General features: G+C 47.9%; 20 protein-coding genes and 1 tRNA gene. 13 read left to right on the top strand and 8 right to left on the bottom strand.

Annotation, left to right across the window (positions count from 1 at the left end; translation table 11 throughout):
• Window positions 1–59: 59 nt before the first annotated feature.
• The 4 genes from C7B65_RS29750 to C7B65_RS25175 all read right to left on the bottom strand — a co-directional run bounded on the left by C7B65_RS29750 (window position 60) and on the right by C7B65_RS25175 (window position 2880).
• A complete protein-coding gene (locus C7B65_RS29750) occupies window positions 60–218 on the bottom strand; it encodes a GUN4 domain-containing protein (protein ID WP_083582704.1) in 159 nt (52 codons plus the stop codon).
• A 545-nt stretch (window positions 219–763) separates the two neighbouring features.
• The gene (locus C7B65_RS25185; RefSeq protein ID WP_073069804.1) at window positions 764–1498 is read right to left on the bottom strand and encodes a class I SAM-dependent methyltransferase; all 735 of its coding nucleotides are present in this window, start codon (window positions 1496–1498) and stop codon (window positions 764–766) included.
• A gap of 167 nt (window positions 1499–1665) precedes the next feature.
• On the bottom strand, window positions 1666–2121 hold the full coding sequence (locus tag C7B65_RS25180; RefSeq protein WP_073069803.1) for a hypothetical protein: 456 nt from the start codon (window positions 2119–2121) through the stop codon (window positions 1666–1668).
• 189 nt (window positions 2122–2310) lie between these two features.
• Window positions 2311–2880: an isochorismatase family protein gene (locus tag C7B65_RS25175; RefSeq protein ID WP_073069802.1), complete on the bottom strand. Its 570-nt coding sequence runs from the start codon at window positions 2878–2880 to the stop codon at window positions 2311–2313.
• A gap of 690 nt (window positions 2881–3570) precedes the next feature.
• On the opposite strand from C7B65_RS25175, the gene C7B65_RS25170 reads away from it, so the two are divergent.
• Window positions 3571–3942 carry a hypothetical protein gene (locus C7B65_RS25170; protein ID WP_106254219.1) on the top strand — a complete coding sequence of 124 codons (372 nt, stop codon included), beginning with the start codon at window positions 3571–3573 and terminating at the stop codon, window positions 3940–3942.
• 106 nt (window positions 3943–4048) lie between these two features.
• Here C7B65_RS25170 and C7B65_RS25165 read toward each other — a convergent pair whose 3' ends face one another.
• Window positions 4049–4402, bottom strand: a complete 354-nt coding sequence (locus C7B65_RS25165) for a TMEM14 family protein (RefSeq protein ID WP_223257522.1) — start codon at window positions 4400–4402, stop codon at window positions 4049–4051.
• A gap of 2 nt (window positions 4403–4404) precedes the next feature.
• Between C7B65_RS25165 and C7B65_RS25160 the strand changes: the two genes are divergently transcribed.
• On the top strand, window positions 4405–5325 hold the full coding sequence (locus C7B65_RS25160) for an isopenicillin N synthase family dioxygenase (protein WP_073075194.1): 921 nt from the start codon (window positions 4405–4407) through the stop codon (window positions 5323–5325).
• Between the two features lie 24 nt (window positions 5326–5349).
• Here C7B65_RS25160 and C7B65_RS25155 read toward each other — a convergent pair whose 3' ends face one another.
• A complete protein-coding gene (locus C7B65_RS25155) occupies window positions 5350–5940 on the bottom strand; it encodes a Uma2 family endonuclease (RefSeq protein ID WP_073075193.1) in 591 nt (196 codons plus the stop codon).
• 573 nt (window positions 5941–6513) lie between these two features.
• Here C7B65_RS25155 and C7B65_RS25150 point away from each other — a divergent pair.
• The 4 genes from C7B65_RS25150 to C7B65_RS25135 all read left to right on the top strand — a co-directional run bounded on the left by C7B65_RS25150 (window position 6514) and on the right by C7B65_RS25135 (window position 10218).
• Entirely contained in the window at window positions 6514–6864 is a 351-nt protein-coding gene (locus tag C7B65_RS25150) for a hypothetical protein (RefSeq protein ID WP_073075192.1), read from the top strand.
• Between the two features lie 12 nt (window positions 6865–6876).
• Window positions 6877–7443 carry a DUF1802 family protein gene (locus tag C7B65_RS25145; RefSeq protein WP_073075191.1) on the top strand — a complete coding sequence of 189 codons (567 nt, stop codon included), beginning with the start codon at window positions 6877–6879 and terminating at the stop codon, window positions 7441–7443.
• A gap of 80 nt (window positions 7444–7523) precedes the next feature.
• On the top strand, window positions 7524–9245 hold the full coding sequence (locus C7B65_RS25140) for an AMIN domain-containing protein (RefSeq protein ID WP_073075190.1): 1722 nt from the start codon (window positions 7524–7526) through the stop codon (window positions 9243–9245).
• Between the two features lie 448 nt (window positions 9246–9693).
• A complete protein-coding gene (locus C7B65_RS25135; protein WP_073075189.1) occupies window positions 9694–10218 on the top strand; it encodes a YqeG family HAD IIIA-type phosphatase in 525 nt (174 codons plus the stop codon).
• 228 nt (window positions 10219–10446) lie between these two features.
• On the opposite strand, the gene C7B65_RS25130 is transcribed toward C7B65_RS25135, so the two are convergent.
• Window positions 10447–11727, bottom strand: a complete 1281-nt coding sequence (locus C7B65_RS25130; protein ID WP_073075188.1) for an ISKra4 family transposase — start codon at window positions 11725–11727, stop codon at window positions 10447–10449.
• Between the two features lie 128 nt (window positions 11728–11855).
• On the opposite strand from C7B65_RS25130, the gene C7B65_RS28155 reads away from it, so the two are divergent.
• The 3 genes from C7B65_RS28155 (at window position 11856) to C7B65_RS25120 (ending at window position 13992) form a co-directional block, all read left to right on the top strand.
• Complete coding sequence (locus C7B65_RS28155) at window positions 11856–12032, top strand: hypothetical protein (protein ID WP_181314502.1); 177 nt, start codon at window positions 11856–11858, stop codon at window positions 12030–12032.
• Window positions 12033–12240: 208 nt separating this feature from the next.
• On the top strand, window positions 12241–13020 hold the full coding sequence (locus tag C7B65_RS25125) for an ABC transporter ATP-binding protein (protein ID WP_073075187.1): 780 nt from the start codon (window positions 12241–12243) through the stop codon (window positions 13018–13020).
• 15 nt (window positions 13021–13035) lie between these two features.
• Window positions 13036–13992, top strand: coding sequence for an ABC transporter permease (locus C7B65_RS25120; RefSeq protein WP_223257521.1), 957 nt, complete (start codon window positions 13036–13038; stop codon window positions 13990–13992).
• A gap of 135 nt (window positions 13993–14127) precedes the next feature.
• Here the strand turns inward: C7B65_RS25120 and C7B65_RS25115 are convergent, their stop codons facing one another.
• Window positions 14128–14862 carry a hypothetical protein gene (locus C7B65_RS25115; protein ID WP_073075186.1) on the bottom strand — a complete coding sequence of 245 codons (735 nt, stop codon included), beginning with the start codon at window positions 14860–14862 and terminating at the stop codon, window positions 14128–14130.
• Window positions 14863–15195: 333 nt separating this feature from the next.
• Between C7B65_RS25115 and C7B65_RS25110 the strand changes: the two genes are divergently transcribed.
• From C7B65_RS25110 to C7B65_RS25095, 4 genes are all read left to right on the top strand, one after another.
• A complete protein-coding gene (locus C7B65_RS25110; RefSeq protein ID WP_083583260.1) occupies window positions 15196–17409 on the top strand; it encodes an alkaline phosphatase family protein in 2214 nt (737 codons plus the stop codon).
• A 149-nt stretch (window positions 17410–17558) separates the two neighbouring features.
• Window positions 17559–17631: transfer RNA gene (locus tag C7B65_RS25105), tRNA-Thr, on the top strand.
• A gap of 197 nt (window positions 17632–17828) precedes the next feature.
• Window positions 17829–18302 (top strand): Arm DNA-binding domain-containing protein, encoded by a 474-nt coding sequence (locus C7B65_RS29745; RefSeq protein ID WP_073075185.1) that lies wholly within the window; start codon window positions 17829–17831, stop codon window positions 18300–18302.
• Entirely contained in the window at window positions 18260–18769 is a 510-nt protein-coding gene (locus C7B65_RS25095; protein WP_181314501.1) for a site-specific integrase, read from the top strand. The genes C7B65_RS29745 and C7B65_RS25095 overlap by 43 nt, the downstream gene beginning before the upstream one ends.
• Window positions 18770–18820 lie beyond the last annotated feature (51 nt).

Raw genomic sequence — 18820 nt, 5'->3', positions numbered from 1 at the left:
TCATCTTGGAAAACCTCTCCCAATCGACGGTGGCTTGACTTCAGACCTTGCTACTTTTGTCAATGCGTAAGTCCTATCGAATTACAATCTAACCACCCCTCTGCCTCTCTTTCTGCAATTTTCAGCATAATCCTGGCAGTTTCATCATCGGCTTCTCTCCAATGTTGCGATGCGAGTAAGTCACTTAGATGGTTGTAATCGGAAGCTAGCTTAAACATAAGTAAACAAATAGCTCAGTTTTCAATTTACGAAACCCAGAGAGTTTGTCATGGTAATCGTCTATCAGATCTAACTTAGATCTTGCACCTCTGTCAACAACCGCCCAAAACTGAAGTTCCTGGCTCATCGCTTAAACCCATTGAAACGGGTTGAAACTTTGGCTCAGTCCTCTTCAGAGGACTTTTGCGACTAGCCCGAATTTTAATTCAGGGCGGGTGATCGGGAAATCGTTGAGACGGGTGCAAGATCTGAGCTAACCTTTCAAGGTTGTCTCTACCAAAACCTTAGCCGCATAAAACCTAGTTGAGCCGCAACCGCAAGCGGTTCTGCTCACTGACGAAGAATGCAAATTCGGTTGTCGGCTCCAACGCTAGTTAGATCGTAGCGTCACGAAGATTTTAGCATACAGTACAAGTGAACTAAATGGCGCTGTCGGTCTAACGTTTGCGGTCAGCGGTTGCCGATCCCCTTGAACTTAGCCCCAGCGGCTTCCCTCAATCCGTTGCACCGCAATTGTTATATGGTGATCGCCTAATTTTCGATGTCACATTGATTTGTGTGCAACAAAGGCAACATGAGCTTGTGGTAACTTGTAATCACCGTAACTCTCCATACTCTCAACAGTAAAACCGACTTGGCTCAACTTCTCAGTAATATCTGCGGCTTTATACAATCCCAAATAATGCAACTCGTCATCCCGCCTATAGTATTCTCCCACTCTGCGTAAAGTGACAATGCGACGGCTTAAGACTAACTTCTCCTGATCCTCCTCCTTTTCAACCAGCACTATCCAATCTTTCCCCTCAGTAAAACTTTTAACTCTGTTGCCTTCTATCACTTGACCGGGTTCTGCAATATCAAAAACAAAAACACCCCCCGGAGCTAATGCGTTGTAAATACGCTCAAGAAGTTGAGTGAGTATTTGATAATTATTATCATCATCAAACAGGTAATTGAGACATTCACCGACTGAGATAACCGCATTACAAGATGGGATATCGACCTTAAATAGTGACTCAACTCGAAACTCAGCACTTGGAACTCTATTTCGAGCGATTGAAATCAGAGACTCAGAAATATCCACCCCGAAAACCTGATAATGCGCTTTCGTGAGTTCTAAAGCTGATAATCCACTTCCACAGCCCAAGTCCACTACTAAACCGTCTCGAATGTTGTTTTGAGCCAAAATTTTGAGTATGCCAGGGGCTGACTTGAGAGCGTAATCACTATGACCAACATCATGAATGTATGCGAGGTCTTCCTTGTACCACTCTTTCATTACTATGCTCCAGCAGATGATCTCGAAAATTATTTACGATCGCATCCCACCACTAGCTGAAGTGTACCGTCTGCACCGAAAACTGAGCCGTATAACGGGTCGGTTCAGCGGCACGGAGCACTCCCAAGATTTTACAGAACATCTATGTGTCCGCTGCAACCGAGTTGTTAGCTTGCGGATATCAAGTATGAGGCGTTCATTTTGACCTTACCCGCATTGTGCATTTGCCAAAACTCAGAGAATGAAATTGATCCATACCTTTCTGCGCCATCGGAACCAAACTGATAATCTGTTGTGAACAGAATTTGACCAACAGGTGAAGCCGCAAGCAACTGTTTAAGCAGGCTTTTTACAAGAGGCAAGTATTCATCCTTGAATTCTACATTATCATCTGAATCATCGCCTTCTCTATACCAATCTCGCTTGAGAAGATTGTAAGCAGTTACGCTCTTCTCATCAAGCAGATGATAGATACAGCCTTGCAACTTATCAAAATCTCCTTGGAACAAAGGCTGTGGGCTGCGATGTGAAGTCAACACCGTCTCTGCCTCAACCCTGAACGGCAAGTGCGAAAAGTCGGTCGGCTCCAGTTGTTGGATGCAGATAATTTCGAGAGAAGGCATTGTGCTTATGATTTTACAAAAATAGCGCAACTCTCCAAGCTGTGCGCCGCAAGCTAACGTTGCTGTTCAGCGGCTGTAAATCGTCTTGGCATCGGCATCAGTGAACCTTGGTAGTCCGCTGCAACAGCGTTGTTCGATTGTGTTTACGAAAGTTTTAACTCAGGTTTGGCAATTCCGCATTACTTTGCTTTATGTCAACAAAGGGAAGGCGATCGCACCAGCAGTCGAAGCCCAATTCTTGACCAGTTCAGCAACTATCGCATTTGTACTGGTTAAGCCGATACCCGCACGTTCCATTCTGCGCCAAGACATTTCTTCCGCAATCTGATTCGTCGAACCGCAGGCATCACACACAACCTTGACGTTGAAACCTTCTTCAAGCGCACTAATTGCAGGCGCAACCATGCAAACGTCGGTTGTTACGCCTGCCATCACAAAATTTTTCTTCCCCGTGTTACGGCAAGCATTCGCAAAATTTTCATCATCCCAAGCGTTGACCACCCCTTGACGCTTAATCCGTGCGGCAAATTCTTCGGGCAAAATCTCTTGTAGTTCGGGCATCAACGGACCTTGAACGTTGACATTCGTTTCTTGACTTGAAGTCAAAACGGTTGGCATTCCTGTGCCTTTGGCGAATTTTGCCAGAATAATCACATTTCGTTGCAAGAGTTCAAGCGGAGTTGTGCTTGCCCAGGTGTTTGTCCCGACCTGATGATCGATCAAAATCATTGCCGTGTCTTCAATGTTGAACGCCTTCATCAGTCAGATCCTTTTAAGAAGTACTTGTATCAGAATTTTAAGCCTTTGTGTGGTCTCTGTCCCAACCAATGACTCAAGCAACCGAACTATTGATTATACGGAAACCTTCCGTATATCTCTCTGGTTTGGGGAGATACCCCGAAACTTTCCGGGTATCTCCCCTCACTTTTCATTGGAGATTCTGATTCTATGAGAGCACACCCGTTACTTTGTTGAAGAATTATAAACTTTTATGGATGAACGTCCCAAGATGCGATCGGAGGTTGTGCGGGACATCATTCAACGCAAACATGACTCGTATCAAACCGAAAAAAGCTAAGTATTAGTGGGTTAAGCGATCGGTTGCTTTTCATCACAAGCGGCATCCACGAGAAATGGGACAAGCAGAAATCAAAGGGTAAGCGCACCTCCTCAAAAATTCAGCATTCCAAAAAACAAAAAACTCTTGTACAATACACCGCAGTGATGAAGTTGTGCCCCGAAGCCTGATCTACGAAATCAGACTCCGAGGACTTCCATCCCTAGTTACTTGCATTAACTCAGGAGGCGTTCATGATTGTACACCGTCGGTTTTGCTATGGGATCTTGAAAGGCTGGAATCAAGATCCTGCATATGTTTTTCATCCCTATAGAATCTCTGAGAAATCAGCATTCTTGTCCTCTTTGAATTAACCGAGAGGACAAAATATTATGGGAGTTAGGACGATCGTTCCTGGCTCGATTTCGTTCACCGTTGAGTTGCGTTGCTCAATCGAGAAACGTTATCGAGTCAGTGTCACTTTGGATTTGCAAGAGCGTTACATCTTCCTCTCGTCTGGCATTCTCGTGAATGTCAGCGATCGCATTGAAGAGTTTGTTTCACAACTGAGTGAGATTGCATCCAATCAACTGGCATTGTTCAAATGGGATGGCATGAGTGATTTGATGACTGAATATCAAATCGTCCGAGTGTTGCCCGGTTATCAAATTGAACGTTCTTTAGTGAAATTCAACATTGTTCTGGGTGATGGTTTCCTAATTCAAGTAGAGGAGTTGCATAACCGAACAACCATTCAACTGTAGGAAGTTGGGGCTAGGGAGTCGTCAATATCCCCTTTTGGGAGACGCTCCCTAACTATTGACCCAAGAGCGCACCGTCGTCGTGTTCTAGACTGTGCATAACAAAGAGTCAGCGAATGGTTTGATTGGCAAAAAAGCCTAAAATAAAGAGCGTCGAAGCCACACCGCTCAGAATCGCCATCAGTCCAGCAGGCATGAAGGCGCGAGTCTTCAAAAACCGCACGACAAAGACCACCAGCAACAGCGCGGCAATTAAAGCAGCGATCGCAAACCGCATCACCGGAGGCTGTAAGGTTGCGATCGCCAAGGCTGCCCCACTTCCTAAACCAGCGATCAGCGAGATTTTGCTTTTAGACTGGGTGTAGCCAATAATGCCGCCGATCGTCACCAATGCTGCATAAACTGGAACCAGCCACGTTGCGACATTTATCAAAGAAAGCGTATCCATCGTTTGCCCTTCCATCTATGCGTCTCCAAACCATTCCTGTAGTCGATCTACAAGATTTTCTCTCTGATTCGCCCCCGCGACAGCAAAGTTTTGTGACAGCGATGGGGTCTGCATTAGAAGACATCGGCTTTTTTGCGGTGATTAATCACGGCGTTGACTCCACGCTGATTCAGTCTGCTTATCAGGTTGCTCAAACTTTTTTTGAGCTTCCAGAAGCGGTGAAGCGACGCTATGAAGATCCGCAACTCAACGGACAGAGAGGCTTTACGCGCTTTGGTCGAGAACACGCGAAAGATCATCCCGTCCCCGATCTCAAAGAATTTTGGCATGTCGGCGCGTCAAAGTTGCCGAACCTGCATCCCGCAGAAGTTCCGCAGTTTGCCCCGACTCTAAACGAACTGCATACTCAACTTGCAGCCTGTGCCGCCAAACTGCTAGAAGCCTGTGCGCTGTATTTAGGAGAGCCGAGAAATCTGCTGCGAGAGATGACGATCGGCGGTGACACAATTCTGCGCGTCATTCACTACCCGCCTGTTTCGATCGATGCCCACCCAGCCAGTTTACGATCGGCTCCTCACGAAGACATCAATCTGATCACGTTGTTGTGTGAAGCCACCGCAGACGGGTTAGAACTTCGGCAACGAGATGGTTTGTGGCGACCGATTCACGCTCTCGAAGGTCAAATTATTGTCGATAGTGGCGATATGCTTCAGCAATTGACGAATGGATTGCTCAAAAGCACAACTCATCAAGTGGTCAATCCTGATCACGATCGCGATCGTCGCTTCTCAATGCCTTATTTTGTTCATCCCAAACCTGAAGCAGACTTAACACCTCTGCCCAGCAGCATTTCTAAAACCGGAGGTCATGCAACTTTTCCTCCGATTACGGCAGGCGCTTATCTTCAACAAAGGCTCCAGGAGATAGGGCTTAAATAGTGAGTTCCAGTTTTCCACTGACTATCATGGGTGATTGCCCTCCTGCGATCGCAACATCTGAACCGCTCTACCCAAATCGGTCTCTCCAACGAGAATACAGCGTTTTAGCAAATCTAAGTCTAGAGCCTCTAACCCTGGTAGCTCACTCCGATTGATGCGTTGATAGCCATCGTCTCTCAGATGATAGAGCGCCAATGTGCCGTCTTCCCAAAACCACACCTCAGAAACGCCTAACGCACCGTATTTGGAAAGTTTGGCAGCATTGCCACTGGTGAAGACGACTTCGATCGCAAGATCGGGAATGGGTTTCTGCTGCCCAATCCAGTAAGACTGATCTGCCTGTGCAGAGACTTCACCCTCTCGCTCTTGAGTTTTGTCACCTGTAGGTTTAAATGCGATGCCTCTATCAATCAGAAAGGTGCTGATCAGATAGCCAATAACGTGGGTAAATGTGGCGTGGTCTTCACCGGGCATAAAGATCTCGATCGTTCCGTTGTAATAAGTCAGCTTTGCACGGGAGATTCCTTCATACCCTTTTTGGAGGTGTTTGAAATGCTCCCACGTTCCCTCTAGAACAATTCGCTGATCTGTAGATTTGGTGAGTGTTTGCGTCATTGGCGTTAGCTTCGCTCCTCGTATTCGCGCTCCTATTTACCCTTGCTCTCAGGAACCCACGGTGTCACACAAGTCTTTGTCGCTGCGTTTCAGTCGGCTTCAGCCCCCTAAATCCCCCAGAATGGGGGATTTAGGGGGCAAAGATCTCAGCAATGACCAACCAAGAGACTTGTGTGTGCACGGTAGGCTCTCAGTGGCTCTTTGTGCTGTCTCAAGGGGAAAGGATAAACCTAAATTTCCGCTTATTCCTGTTCTTGGCTTTATCCGCCTGCGGCAAAGCTTGCCATTACCAATACTGATAGTAAAATACCGGGAGACAGCATTAAAGCCAGCATCAATAAATCGTGAGTCGTCATAACAGTTTTCTCCGTTGAAGGTGCGATCGTAAAAGCTGAACTTGATGACTGTGTAATCCAGCACTGCCCATCAAGGCTTCTTTCATGGTAGTTAAGTTAACAGGGTTTTCTCAACCCAAGCGAGGAGAAAACCTAAAGATTCGACGATCGTCCGATTCGCAAAAATAGTCTATGTCAGTTGTCATTGATCCAAAACCTTTAGAGTTAGCATCTCACCATGAATCACTTCTCTTTCGACGAGTTGCAGAGAAAAGACCTCTTCATCGCGCTGGGTCTTTGGGTGACTGTGGAATTTGTTAGTTTTGTCTTCTTTCCTGCTGTAGCGCTGATCGATCCGGGCGATCGACTCAAAACATGGTTCTTGATTAGCGTGCCGTTGGGGTTAGGCGGCGCATTGCTGATTAGTGCCAGTTCTCGATTTGTGGCAATGTCGCACGATCGCTCTGCCGGAAACACCAAAACGCTCTTCCTCTTTTTGGGGCAGTTTGGCGGCTGGATTGGGCTATTAGGCATCTTGTTTCCATTTTTTATGGTGTGTTCAGAGTTTTTCTCAAACCTAAAAATTTAAGCCTCAAAACCTATGGCAAATCTGAGCCATGCGCTGAAAGAGTGGGCGATCGCTGTCGATGCGCTAGAAACTGGGAGGACGATCGTGCTGCTGCGAAAAGGTGGCATTCGAGAACAGAGACGCTTTTCTGTCGAACAAACTCAAGTGTTGCTCTACCCAACTTATGAACACCAGCAGCCCCATTTATTAAAAGATGATCTCCAAGCTAAGGTGAAGGCAGTCCCGTCTGGCTGGCATCCTGAAACGGTGCAAATTAGTTCAGTGGCGGCGATTACCGAGATTTTTCAAGTCAGCGAAGCGGCAGTTCTAGACTCGCTTTTACCGTTTCATATTTGGAACGCCCAGTTTGCCGCAGAGCGCTTTCAATGGAAGCCAAAATTACCGCTCTATATTCTGCTTTTGCGCGTGTCTAACCTCTCCCAAACCCACGTCATTTCTTATCAGAGTGAATATGGCGGGTGTCGATCGTGGATTGATTTAAAAGAGGCGATCGCTTTAGAAGGGGCAACTCCTGTTTTGAGCGACACAGCTTATTCAGACCAGGTTGAGAAAATTTGTTCCCTGCTGACAAATCCCTAACTTTTCTGACAGAATTTGTTGCAAAATCAACACTTGGCATTATCCTATGAACCAGGTTTGTTGAAGGCTTTCGCGCGACCATGAAAAAAAAATCGCACAACGGGTTGGGCAAAGGTATCTTTTATCTAGCTTCCCTTGCCGTCTGTCTAGATTCGGCTCCTGCTTGGGCTGCTCCTTTAACAGGCTGGCAATATGACCCCACCGCAAACCAGCTAGAAGTCACCTTAAAAGACGGTGTGAAGCCTCGTTATTTTTTGATGGCGCGACCCGCTCGCATTGTCCTAGATTTGCCCGATACCGAAGTGGGAAGCGTCCAGAGACAGCAAACCTATGAAGGAGCGGTGCGACAAGTTCGGGTTTCTCAGGTCAAGCCAGGGCTAACGCGCATTGTGTTAGAGCTTTCGCCCGATGCAACCCTATTGCGGGGACAGGCACAGCTTCAGCGAGTCGGCGATGCAGAACAATCTAGCGATCGTTGGGTGTTGCGTCCCCTCCTGGCTCAAGCGGCAACCAAGCAACCTGCCACAACTTCAAGCCTGCCGCCAACCGCAATCGATCAGGCTCCTCCAGTAGTCTATCCTCCGGGCATCTTGCCTACTCAGCCCGAAGTCAGTGCGCCGCGTGAAGCCGATCGTGCGATCCCAAACATTCCAGACAAACCCATTTCAGACAAACCTATTTCAGACAAACCTATTTCAGACAAACCTATTTCAGACAAACCTATTGATATCGCGGTGTCCCGACCCACAGTGACTCCACCCCTCTCGACCAATCTGCCTCCAACGACGGTGCCCCCAGTGGTGGCTGAACCAACCTCGCCTAAAATTGCCAATTCTCCGACTCCGCCATCTCCCGAAAACTTTCCGCCAGGGATTGCCCCAAGTCTTGAACCGTCTGTGACCAAGCCAGCGTCTCCAGACGTTTCTCCTCAAGTGCCAACCTCAAACAGTGAGCCGTCTCCGAGGATTGTTCAAAAGCCAGCCCCTAGTCTGCAACTCCCAGAAATTAATCCGAGTCTTGCGATTCCAGATTCTTTGCCGCCCGTCACGGTGCCCAATTCTGCAACCGCAGCCCCATCGGTGAGTGTGCCACCGCTCAACCGTGCGCCTATTCCTAATTCTGCGTCTGACCTGCCGCCTGCCGGGGTTTCTAACCCAGCGACAGCCGTGACGGTGCCACCCCTAGAGCCAACTGTGCCCCAAGCGGCGATCGTGAATCGTTCAGCAAAATCGGGGCAAATCAACACGATCGAGTTTGGTCAACCTCTGCCGACGCTGCCTGTGCTAGAGCGATCGTCTCAGCAGCCACCCGGATTGATCAGCTACAATTCTGGAGCGATCGTCCCGGCTGGCACGGTGTTGAGCTTGCGATATCCTGGCAGCAAAGCATTGTCCCTGCAAGCCGATCAGCCTCGTCAAGAAGTCTTGGTGCTGCAAAATAGTTTGCGCGATCGCGCTGGCAATTTAATCGCCCCAGAAGGCACAGAAGTCTTAGGGAAGTTTGAAACGATCGGCGGCGGCAGTCGTTTTATTGCTCAGGCAATTTTACTTCAAGGGCAGAATGTGGCGATCGTTGCCCAATCAGAGGTGTTAGGCGGTGCTCGTAAAGTTTCTAACGATCGATTGATCCGCAACTCAGGCATTGGGGCGGTAGCAGGTGCCATTTTAGGCGGACTTTCTGGCGGCAACGTGATTGGAGGAGCGGCAGCAGGAGCGGCGGTGACTTATGTGACGGCTCCTAAATCTGCCACGATTCAGCCAGGGCAGATTTTAGACGTGCGATTAACTGAAGACTTAAGGTAGTGCGCTGCAAAAGCTAAGGCGTTGCATGAAAATGAGATCCCAATTTACGAGTTAAATCTGCCAGTTTTTGAAATTGAAGCGGGTACATTAGCAATCCGTAACTCTTGCATGAAACCACCCTGCCCGTTCTGGGAGAGGGATTTAGGGTAAGGGTCAAAGGTCATCACAATGGTTGCCGGGCTAATAAGATGTATTGAGAATCTCTCTGTTCTGATTGTTGAGAGATAGGACGCTGGATCGATCGTCCATCGCTTATCTCCCCGACTTGAAAGATCGGGGCTTTACGCTCGTTCTGGTAAGGGACACGACATGTCGTACCCTCTCGCGATCGTTCAATCGGTCGCAATTGTTTTTGAAATGGGTATTATTTCTCTCTGTCTGTAGATAGAAGTTAAGCGGCGAACCTCTCCAACTGAGTTAAAATCCTTTTATTACTAGGCTGCGTTTTATGTCTTGGGGCAACCTCCTACAACCTGATCTAATTTTAGAAAGCTCTATCCTCAGTTTGACTCCTGAAATCATTCAGCGTTCTGGTCTAAAAGGGCTGGTGCTGGATGTTGATGAAACGTTGGTGCCGATCACATCTGCTCACGCGTCTGAGGAGCTACAGCCTTGGATTGAAGCAGTTCAGCAGGTAGCAACGCTCTGGTTGGTCAGCAATAACATTAGCGAAGCGCGGATCAAGCGCATTGCCGAGCCGCTCCGTCTGCCCTACATTATTGGAGCCGGGAAGCCGTCTCGTCGCAAACTCAGACGAGCCTTGACGGGGATGAATTTGCCCCCGAACCAAGTTGGAATGGTGGGCGATCGCTTGTTTACAGATGTGCTTGCCGGAAATCGCTTGGGAATGTTTACAATTTTGGTTAAGCCGATGGTAAACCCCACAGAAGCCATTCGACGCTATCCAATTCACAGCTTTGAGGTCTGGCTTTCTCAATTGCTAGGAGCTTCTTTGACTCCGCACAAGCACTAATCACTGCAATAAGGAACTTGCCAAGAAATAAAGTCCCAGGCATTCCAGAGGTGAAGAGATCGGCAATCACCCTGCCTGTCCTCAACTGTGTAGGAGAGGAACCCCAAGCAATCATGCTCAATGAAACCATCAAAGTTACGCTCAAAGATGCCGCTAAGAAATTGACAGGACATCGTAAACGGGACTTCATGGCGGGGTGCGACCTCTATTTAATACTATTTAATATTCTTAGAGGGCAATGGAAAAGCCGTATTGATTCAGCTTGTTCCAAAATTGGTCCCAACGCGTTGAGGTTAAAACTAACGCTCTCAAACTCAGAATCGCGGCGGCTCCTTTCTCCTTCCACCGCATCCCAGAACAACACAACCGTTGCTTAATTACAGTCTTGCAGGCAGCTTCTGTGACTCCAGAGCCAATCGGATAGTGTCTGCTGCGATAAAGGGCATAGTCCATCTGATGGTGATGATTCTGGAAGTAGGTGACTGCTGCTGCCAAGTTTTCTTGAATTGTCTTCGAGTGTTCTGAAGATTGAGATAACTTCAGCATCTGTTGGTAGAGTTGGGTGGCTGCCCCTGGGTCATGTTTGAGATGATGACAACTCTCCTGAAGCCAGTGCCGTTGCTGGGCTAAATGAGTGGGATACAGCGCCACAGCAACCGCACCGAGATAGGCGGAGGCATGATAGAAATCCAGCACTTGTTCCTGAGTATGGAGGTTGAGGAATTGCCAGTTTGAGGCTGCCCCATCCGCAATCCCGATATAGGTGGCTTGGGGATAACGAGCTTTAGTACGAGCAATTTCTCGCTCTAGCCGTTCCAGAAACGTCTTCTTGCCGTATTCGGGAGTAGCGCCAATATAAATCGTGTGTTGTCGTTCTCCAAACGCGTCATACAGACTGATGGTGCCGACCATGGCTTCTCTCCATCCAGTGTCGCACAACAGCATACAGGTGCCATCTAAGCCAATCGCAACACTGGCAATCTCCGCTTCCAATTGCGGCGGCACATAGTCCCAGCTTTCTTCTTTCACCTCAATGATCGTGGCAACTGCTTCGCTGATGCGCTGAATGTACGAAACGGCAACGGGGCGTTGATGGTTCTCAGCCAAATCTCGTTGCACCTCTCGGGCGGAACCATAGGCAAGTTTCGAGGACACTTGTTTCGCAAACAACGGGGTGGAGGTGATGATGATTCTGGAGGCTCGCTCTAGCGGACAATCCGTTTTACCGCCTCCAGAACGCTGATAGACATGGCGTTCAATCACGACTTCTCCGTAGGGTGTTTGATACGCTTTCGGCTGCTTGCCTTTGGTTCGCATCACCTCTCCGGCAATCTCAATGGCTGAGCCATCGGTGTCCAGATACTCAAGGGCGGCTGTAGTGGCAATCCGACCCGCCTCGTTCAGGCTTTCCTGAATCGCTTCTTCACTTGTCAGCAGGGAACGACTCAGGTCTACGGTGACTTCTATCGTCACTTGCGTCCCGGATTGACTCAGCAATTGAGCGCCCATTCTTCCCTCTCTGAGTTGCATCACTGAGTGATATCATGGTTCAACTTCTAAATCAAGTGGAGGTCGCACCCCTCGTCAAGAGGCGTTTCGCGAAGTAGTGACCGAGTTTTATCAACGCTGCACGGCGGATGTTGCCCCCAATATTCTGCGGGCGTTTGCGATCGCGCTACTCGATCGCGCTCTTCTGCGACCCAAACCCAGAGGTTGAGATTGCCTGTTTAGAGCAACCCGGCGATCGGGCTGCCAAATATCCGCCCATCTTGGCAGGAAACTATCTCGCGAGTCGATTAGCCGCCACCTACTAAATCAACGTAAATTCGACGACTTCGTTACCAGTCCATCGCGCCCCCTAAGTTCCCCAAAACTGGGGGACTTCAAGTCAAAATTTCCGATTCAAAGTCCCTCAGAATGGGGGATTTAGGGGGCAGAAGCCGCTCTTGACGAAGCGATAAATCTCATCGAATTCACGGTAAATCAGATACGCTTGATTTTGATCACCCTAGCTCGATCGCCATGACTCCGACCATTACGCTCAGTCATATCAATAAGGTTTATGCCAATGGCACGATCGCCCTGCAAGACCTAAACCTTGAAATCGGTGCCTCGCAGTTTATTAGCCTAGTAGGCCCGTCTGGCTGTGGCAAAAGCACCGCTCTGCGAATTATTGCCGGGCTGGGGCAGATGAGTTCGGGGCAATTAGAGTGGGGGCAAGGTCAAACCCCTAAACTCGCTTATGTGTTTCAAGAGGCGGCGCTCATGCCTTGGGCAACCGTGCGAGATAATGTGCGACTGCCGCTGACTCTAGCAAAAATGCCCAAGCGAGAGGCAATGGCAGCCGTTGAAGAGTCGATCGCGAGGGTCGGTTTGCAAGGCTTTGAGAAATCCTATCCGCGTGAGTTGTCGGGCGGCATGAAAATGCGCGTGTCGATCGCGCGGGCGCTAGTGACAAAACCTGATGTGCTGTTGATGGATGAACCCTTTGCCGCTTTAGATGAAATGACTCGCAGCCGACTCAACAGCGACCTCTTATCGTTGTGGAATCAACTGCGCTGGACAGTGATTTTTGTGACTCACAACATCTATGAGTCGGTCTATTTGTCTCAGCGAGTCGTGGTGATGGCAGATCGCCCCGGTCGAGTAGTGGCGGATGTGATCATCGATGAGCCTTACCCGCGCAATGAAGAGTTTCGCACCTCGATAGACTATAACCACTATTGCCGAGACGTGTCTCGCCATCTCGCAGAAGCGTCACTCAAAGGAGCCGATCGCGATCTGCCCATCGCTACTCTTTAAAGGAAATTAGACATCATGTTTTGGCGACAATTGACCGTCTTGATTCTAGGACTCCAAGAATTTTTGCGGATGGGCTGGCTCAACCCGCCTACGTCTATCAATCTTTTTAGCAATCTGTCCAAGGTGAAGCGATCGGGCGATCAAGACAAACCCAGAACACTACCAAATCATCCTTCTCTGATCAAACGAACGCTCTCTCCCAACATTTTGGCCCCAGCCGTGGTGGGAGTGTTTGCGATCGCAGCGTGGGAAATCTTTGTCCGCGTGACAAATATGCCCCCCTACCTGTTGCCGGGGCCAATTTTAGTATTCCAAACCTTGATCAGTTCCTGGGGCGAACTCTTTCCGTCTCTGTTAGTCACCTTGAAAGTGACGTTAATCGCGTTCATCATAGCCGCAATCTCAGGACTGTTAATTTCAGTTCTATTTGCCCAAAGCAAATGGATCGAACGCAGCTTCTTTCCCTATGCGGTGATTTTGCAAACCACTCCGATCGTAGCGATCGCACCGCTGATCATCATGTGGTTAAAAAACGATACCTTTCTAGCGTTAATCGTTTGTGCCTGGATTGTGGCATTCTTCCCGATCGTATCAAACACCACGCTTGGTCTGAATAGCGTTGATCATAATTTGATCAACCTATTTCACTTATATCGGGCTTCCCGTTGGCAAACCTTGATCTATCTGCGTTTACCCAGTGCAATGCCCTATTTTTTAGGCGGCTTAAAGATTAGCGGTGGGTTAGCGCTGATTGGAGCGGTCGTTGCAGAATTTGTAGCTGGCACCGGAGGCTCACAATCGGGGTTAGCCTATCAGATTTTGATCGCAAGTTATAATCTACAAATTCCTCGAATGTTTGCTGCTCTATTCATGATCACGTTAACAGGTGTGTTAGTCTTCGTGTGTTTGACCTGGCTATCTGACTTCTTACTTAGAGAATGGCACGAGAGCGCGATTAAGCGTGAGAACTGATTCTGAACCTGTCTGTAGGATTATTATTGTTAACGTTCCTGTAGTGTTCTAATACCAATTTCAAAAACAATCGCGATCGATCTGACAGTAGCATGGCATGTTGTGCCCTCATGCAAATCTGTCACATTCACAAATCTATCGTCTGCGAATAGCGATCGTATAAGAGGGTCGTTGTTTTTCTTCTCGCTGCGTCTTCACCAAACGAAAGTTTTCGTCTACATAAAGATGCTCAAATTTGGGCGATGCCAGATAGGTTTTCTCGAACTTTTTGACCGTATTTCGGTCTAGATTTTTCAGCGTTAACTCTTGGGGTAAATCCGCTTTTTTTGCATCAAGCCGCATCTCTACAACCGACGTAAACCAGTCTTCTGCCTTGTCGATCGTCAGAGCACTATTCCGTCTTCTAAATGCCTGCTCAATGCCAACATTTTGAATGCACCATTGACCGTCTCTGACCGCAAACGATTGCAGCACCATAAAGTCATAGGCGACCAAAAGCGATGAAAGCTTCTGCAAGAAATTAGACTGATTTCCGGGTGCATAACGAGCAATGTTGCCGTAATAGCCTTTGTCGCCAAAGATTTGATACGACTGATTGTGAATGCGCCCCGGCAAGCTGTCATGAAAAGGAATCGTTGACCAAACAGGTGTCCAGACCCCTAATACAACCGGAACTTGATCTTCAACGATCGGGTAAGGGTTGCGCCGACTTAGCTCTTCAAAATAAGGAACTAATTGTTCTTTATAAAATAAAACTTTTTTGTTTAGCGGGTCAGCATCCCGGTCTTTTGTAAGCGCTAAAATCTCGTTTTTAAGTTCTTCTGTTGTCCAGCTACTTAGTCTGCTGGAACTGACTACAGTTGCGTTCATACGTTAGATTCCAAATTAAAGAAAGCGGATACCATAGAAAGTCGAAAATCAAGGCTTGAACGAAAGCAAATTTACAAAAGTTCACTCTTCAAGGCTACTGCGATCGTCGCGACTTCTTCTCTATCGCAGGTCGTGTTGAATGAGCAGATCACGCTACTAGAAGAGAGGTTTAGCGATCGCAAGAATCTGTCTATTGAAAGAGGCAGTTTTCAAGTTTGTTTAGGAAAAGGTTATGGCTTCTCTAAGCACGTCTTTATCGAACTATAGTCTGCGCTTAATATCGTGGCGGTAGACTGTACCTCTATTCAACTATTCAGGGATTTCACAATTTCGATGAAAATTAACAAGTGGGGAGAATCTCAACTCTCCTTGGTTTCTCAGCGCATTTTTGATTGGTTGCCTCGCAGATTATTTTTGCGTTTATCAGCATTAGCTTTAGTGACTTTTTTATTGGTGAATGCCATTCATTTAGCCACTGCCCAAAGCGTTATTAAACCCTCGCGATCGCAAGTTGTTTTGATTTCACTCGATGGCGCAACGCCTCGCATTATTGATGACTATTTGGCAAAAGGAGTTCTCAACCGACGCACAGGGTTAGGACTGCTGCAAAGTCGAGGAGTCTCTGCACAGCGCAATCTCACCTGCAATCCATCGCTAACCGCTGCCTGTCACACCACCCTAAATTCTGGCTCTACCACTGCCCGTCATGATGTCGTTGCCAATAGTTTTCACCTGGTTGCCAGCCCGTTTAAACAAAATGTTAGTGGGTTTGCGGCTCCGATCGGAGGCTATGCGATCGAAGCAACTGGCGCGACTCAATCTGCAACCCCAACGGCTGAACCGATCTGGATTAAGCTCAGACAACACGGTAAAAAAGTTGTTGCAGCCACCTTTCCTGGAGCCGATGGTGCAGATATCAGACTTTCTAGCGCCGCCGATAGCCCGATCGTGCAACCTGCCCAACTGCGAACGGTCGATTACACAGTGCCGTTTGGCGGCTTTGCAGGGTTATCTGCAAAGGGCTTTAGCCTCAGCGCCGGAGATTTTAGTGCCGCACCGACTCAGACAAAAGATCAGCTAACTGCCGCAGGGAAAACGTTCTACAGTCCAGTGTTGCAAAAAACGAATGGGCTAGAACAATTTACGGTCGGTGCCGTGAGTTATGACCTGCAAGTTGCGGCATTGGATACGAGTAACGATCGTCAAGTCAATTACGACACGCTGGTTTTTTTTGATGCCAAAAGCGGTATTCGATCGGGCGGCAGTTTGCCCTCAACGGGTTCAGCATTTGTAAAAGCCAAGCGCAAAAAGTCGAGTTTATTTTATTTAGAAGGAAGCTCTAACAAAGCTGGAACTGCTTTTTATGTCAGCAATTTAGCACCCGACTTATCAACCGTTCATTTGGTGCGCTATTCTGCAAACTCGATTCCCCGCAACTCGGCAGTGCTAGCAGACGTAGACGATATCAATCAGACTGTTGGCTTTTGGGCACCGCAACCCGATTTTCGGATTCCTCAGCGATCGACTCCTGGGTTGACTGATTTTTCTGACCTTGAATTAGAAAACATTTACGAAGATCAAGTCCGCACCTTTGTTGATTATCAAACTCGTGTCGCCCTGAGAGCGATCGCCAAAAATCCTGATGCTGATTTGGTGATGCTCTATATCGAGCAACCCGACGGATCAGAACATCAGTTTCTCGCGATTGATTCTCGCCAAGCAACCAATCCGGCTGACGCGAATACGATCGGCTCTGGGCAAGACTCTGCAAAAATTGCCCGTTATGAAACCTATGTTCAAACCGCCTACAAAACTGCAAATCGCGCAGTACAAAAAATTATTGACGCAGTAGGAACCACTCGCGGTGGAGTTCCTCGACGTAACATCATTGTGGTGTCTGACCACGGCTTTTCTCCCTTTCATACCGCCGTTAACCTGAATGCTTTTTTGACGAACAAAGGGGTTGATATGACGAAAGTGCGGGCGATTACGTCCGGCCCTGCGGTCAATGTTTATATCAATCTGCAAGGACGCGAACCCGATGGCACCGTCAGCCGGAGCGAGTACATTCTCTTGCAGCAGCAGGTGCTCAAAGCCTTAAAAGAATTAGCAGACTCCAACCCAAATTACAGCAAGCAGAACAAACGAGTTTTTGATCAGATTTATCCTCGCCCTCGACCGAGCGGTCTCAGTGACCCAACCTTTGGCTTAGGCACCAATGAGTTTATTGCTCAGGATAGCGGCGATGTTTTTGCAACGCTCAAAGAGGGTTATAACTTCGATGGCGCTCAAACTCCTTTAGTTCCGCGCGTGGGTGACGATGCTGCTGCGAGTGTCGTGTTTTCGGTTCCCAGTTTTTATGGCGCTCATGGCTATGACCCAGAAAAGCCAAACATGAGTGCAATCTTTTTTGCGGCAGGCCCAGATATTGATCGTAGAACTTTCAAGCAGGTTCGCAATATCGATGTGGTGCCTACCATCAATCGTCTGCTAAGGGTTGAGTCGGCTTCAACCGTTCAGGGAACTGCTTTAAAGCTTAAATCGTGAGCGATCGTCGATCGAGTGCAAAATTTTGATCATGAGTAATGGTTGCTAATTCCCTTACTCATAATCAAGTTAGATTAAGCACAGCGCGATTGCTTGGATGTTTCTAATGTTGCAGGACATCGGATAAAATCTGATATATTAGGAAGAATGCTGGTGTAGCTCAGTTGGTAGAGCAGCTGATTTGTAATCAGCCGGTCGCAAGTTCGAGTCTTGTCACCAGCTTTTTTGATGGATAAGCGTTTCCCTTACTGAACAAGGGGTTCAGGCATCCTCTGCTGAACGATGTCAGATTTACGTTGGGTATTTTTAGGGGGAATTAGGGCTGTTTGGAGCCAAGATTGAGATAAGGATTGAGATAAAGATGAGGGGATGGTGGGTACCCTAGTACTAGAAATCTTGCCCAACTCCTCTCAAACGCCATGTATTCTCCCAAGTCCCCTAGAAAAGCAAGGACAGGTAGTGTCCAAATCAGAAGCAGCAATAACCGGCTCCAACTAGTTTTTACTTTTAATGGAAAGCGCCATTTCGTGTCTACTGGTTTGGGAGATACCCCCTTCAACCGTAAGCAGACACAAGACAGGGCATTGGAGGTTGAGCGGGATATTGCGTATGGTGAGTTCGACCCCGACAATCTCGACAAGTATAAAGTTCTGGTAGCTCTGACCACTGTTGAACCGACGCCTACTAATACTAACGACGGCTTAGACTTACCTGAGATTTGGAATCGCTATAGAGAGGCGCGATCGCCCAAAAAGTCAGCCTCCACAATCCGGATGTATGGATGGGTCACCAATCATATAAGCAGGTGTCCTTATAAATTGCTGACTGAAGCGCAAGCTATCTTGACTGGTTGGTTGCCAATGTACCTGCGGATTCCACAAAACGGGTTTTGACGCAGCTATCAGCAAGTTGCAAGTGGTCAAAGAAGTCTGGTTTGATTGATGGCAACCCATTTCAAGGGATGGCATCAGAAATTAAGTTAGAAAAACCTAATGGCGAAGAGGAGGAAGAAACCAATCCTTTTACCAGGGAAGAACGAGATCGCATCATTGCCGCCTTCAAAGCTAATCGTTACTACGAAAGGTATGCCCCCCTTGTGGAATTTCTGTTCTTTACGGGATGCCGACCTTCCGAAGCTCTTGCTTTACAGTGGAAGCATATTGGTCGACAAGTCATCACTTTTCAGAGGGTTCTTATTTACGACGGCAGGAAGCTTGTGACCCAAGATCGTCTGAAAAGACAGAACTTAAGGAAATTTTCGATTAATGCTCAACTTGCAGAAATTATTGCTGCGATTAAACCAGAAAATCGTAACCCTGAATCTTTAGTATTCCCTAGTAGAGAGTCAAGGTTGAATTGAGGGATAAAGCCGCTTCAGTTTGACGCGAGCATCTGCGGTGGTAAATCGCCA

The organism is Phormidesmis priestleyi ULC007 (assembly GCF_003003695.1).
GTDB lineage: Bacteria > Cyanobacteriota > Cyanobacteriia > Leptolyngbyales > Leptolyngbyaceae > Phormidesmis_A > Phormidesmis_A priestleyi_A.
This window is presented reverse-complemented; position numbering and strand designations above follow the sequence as displayed.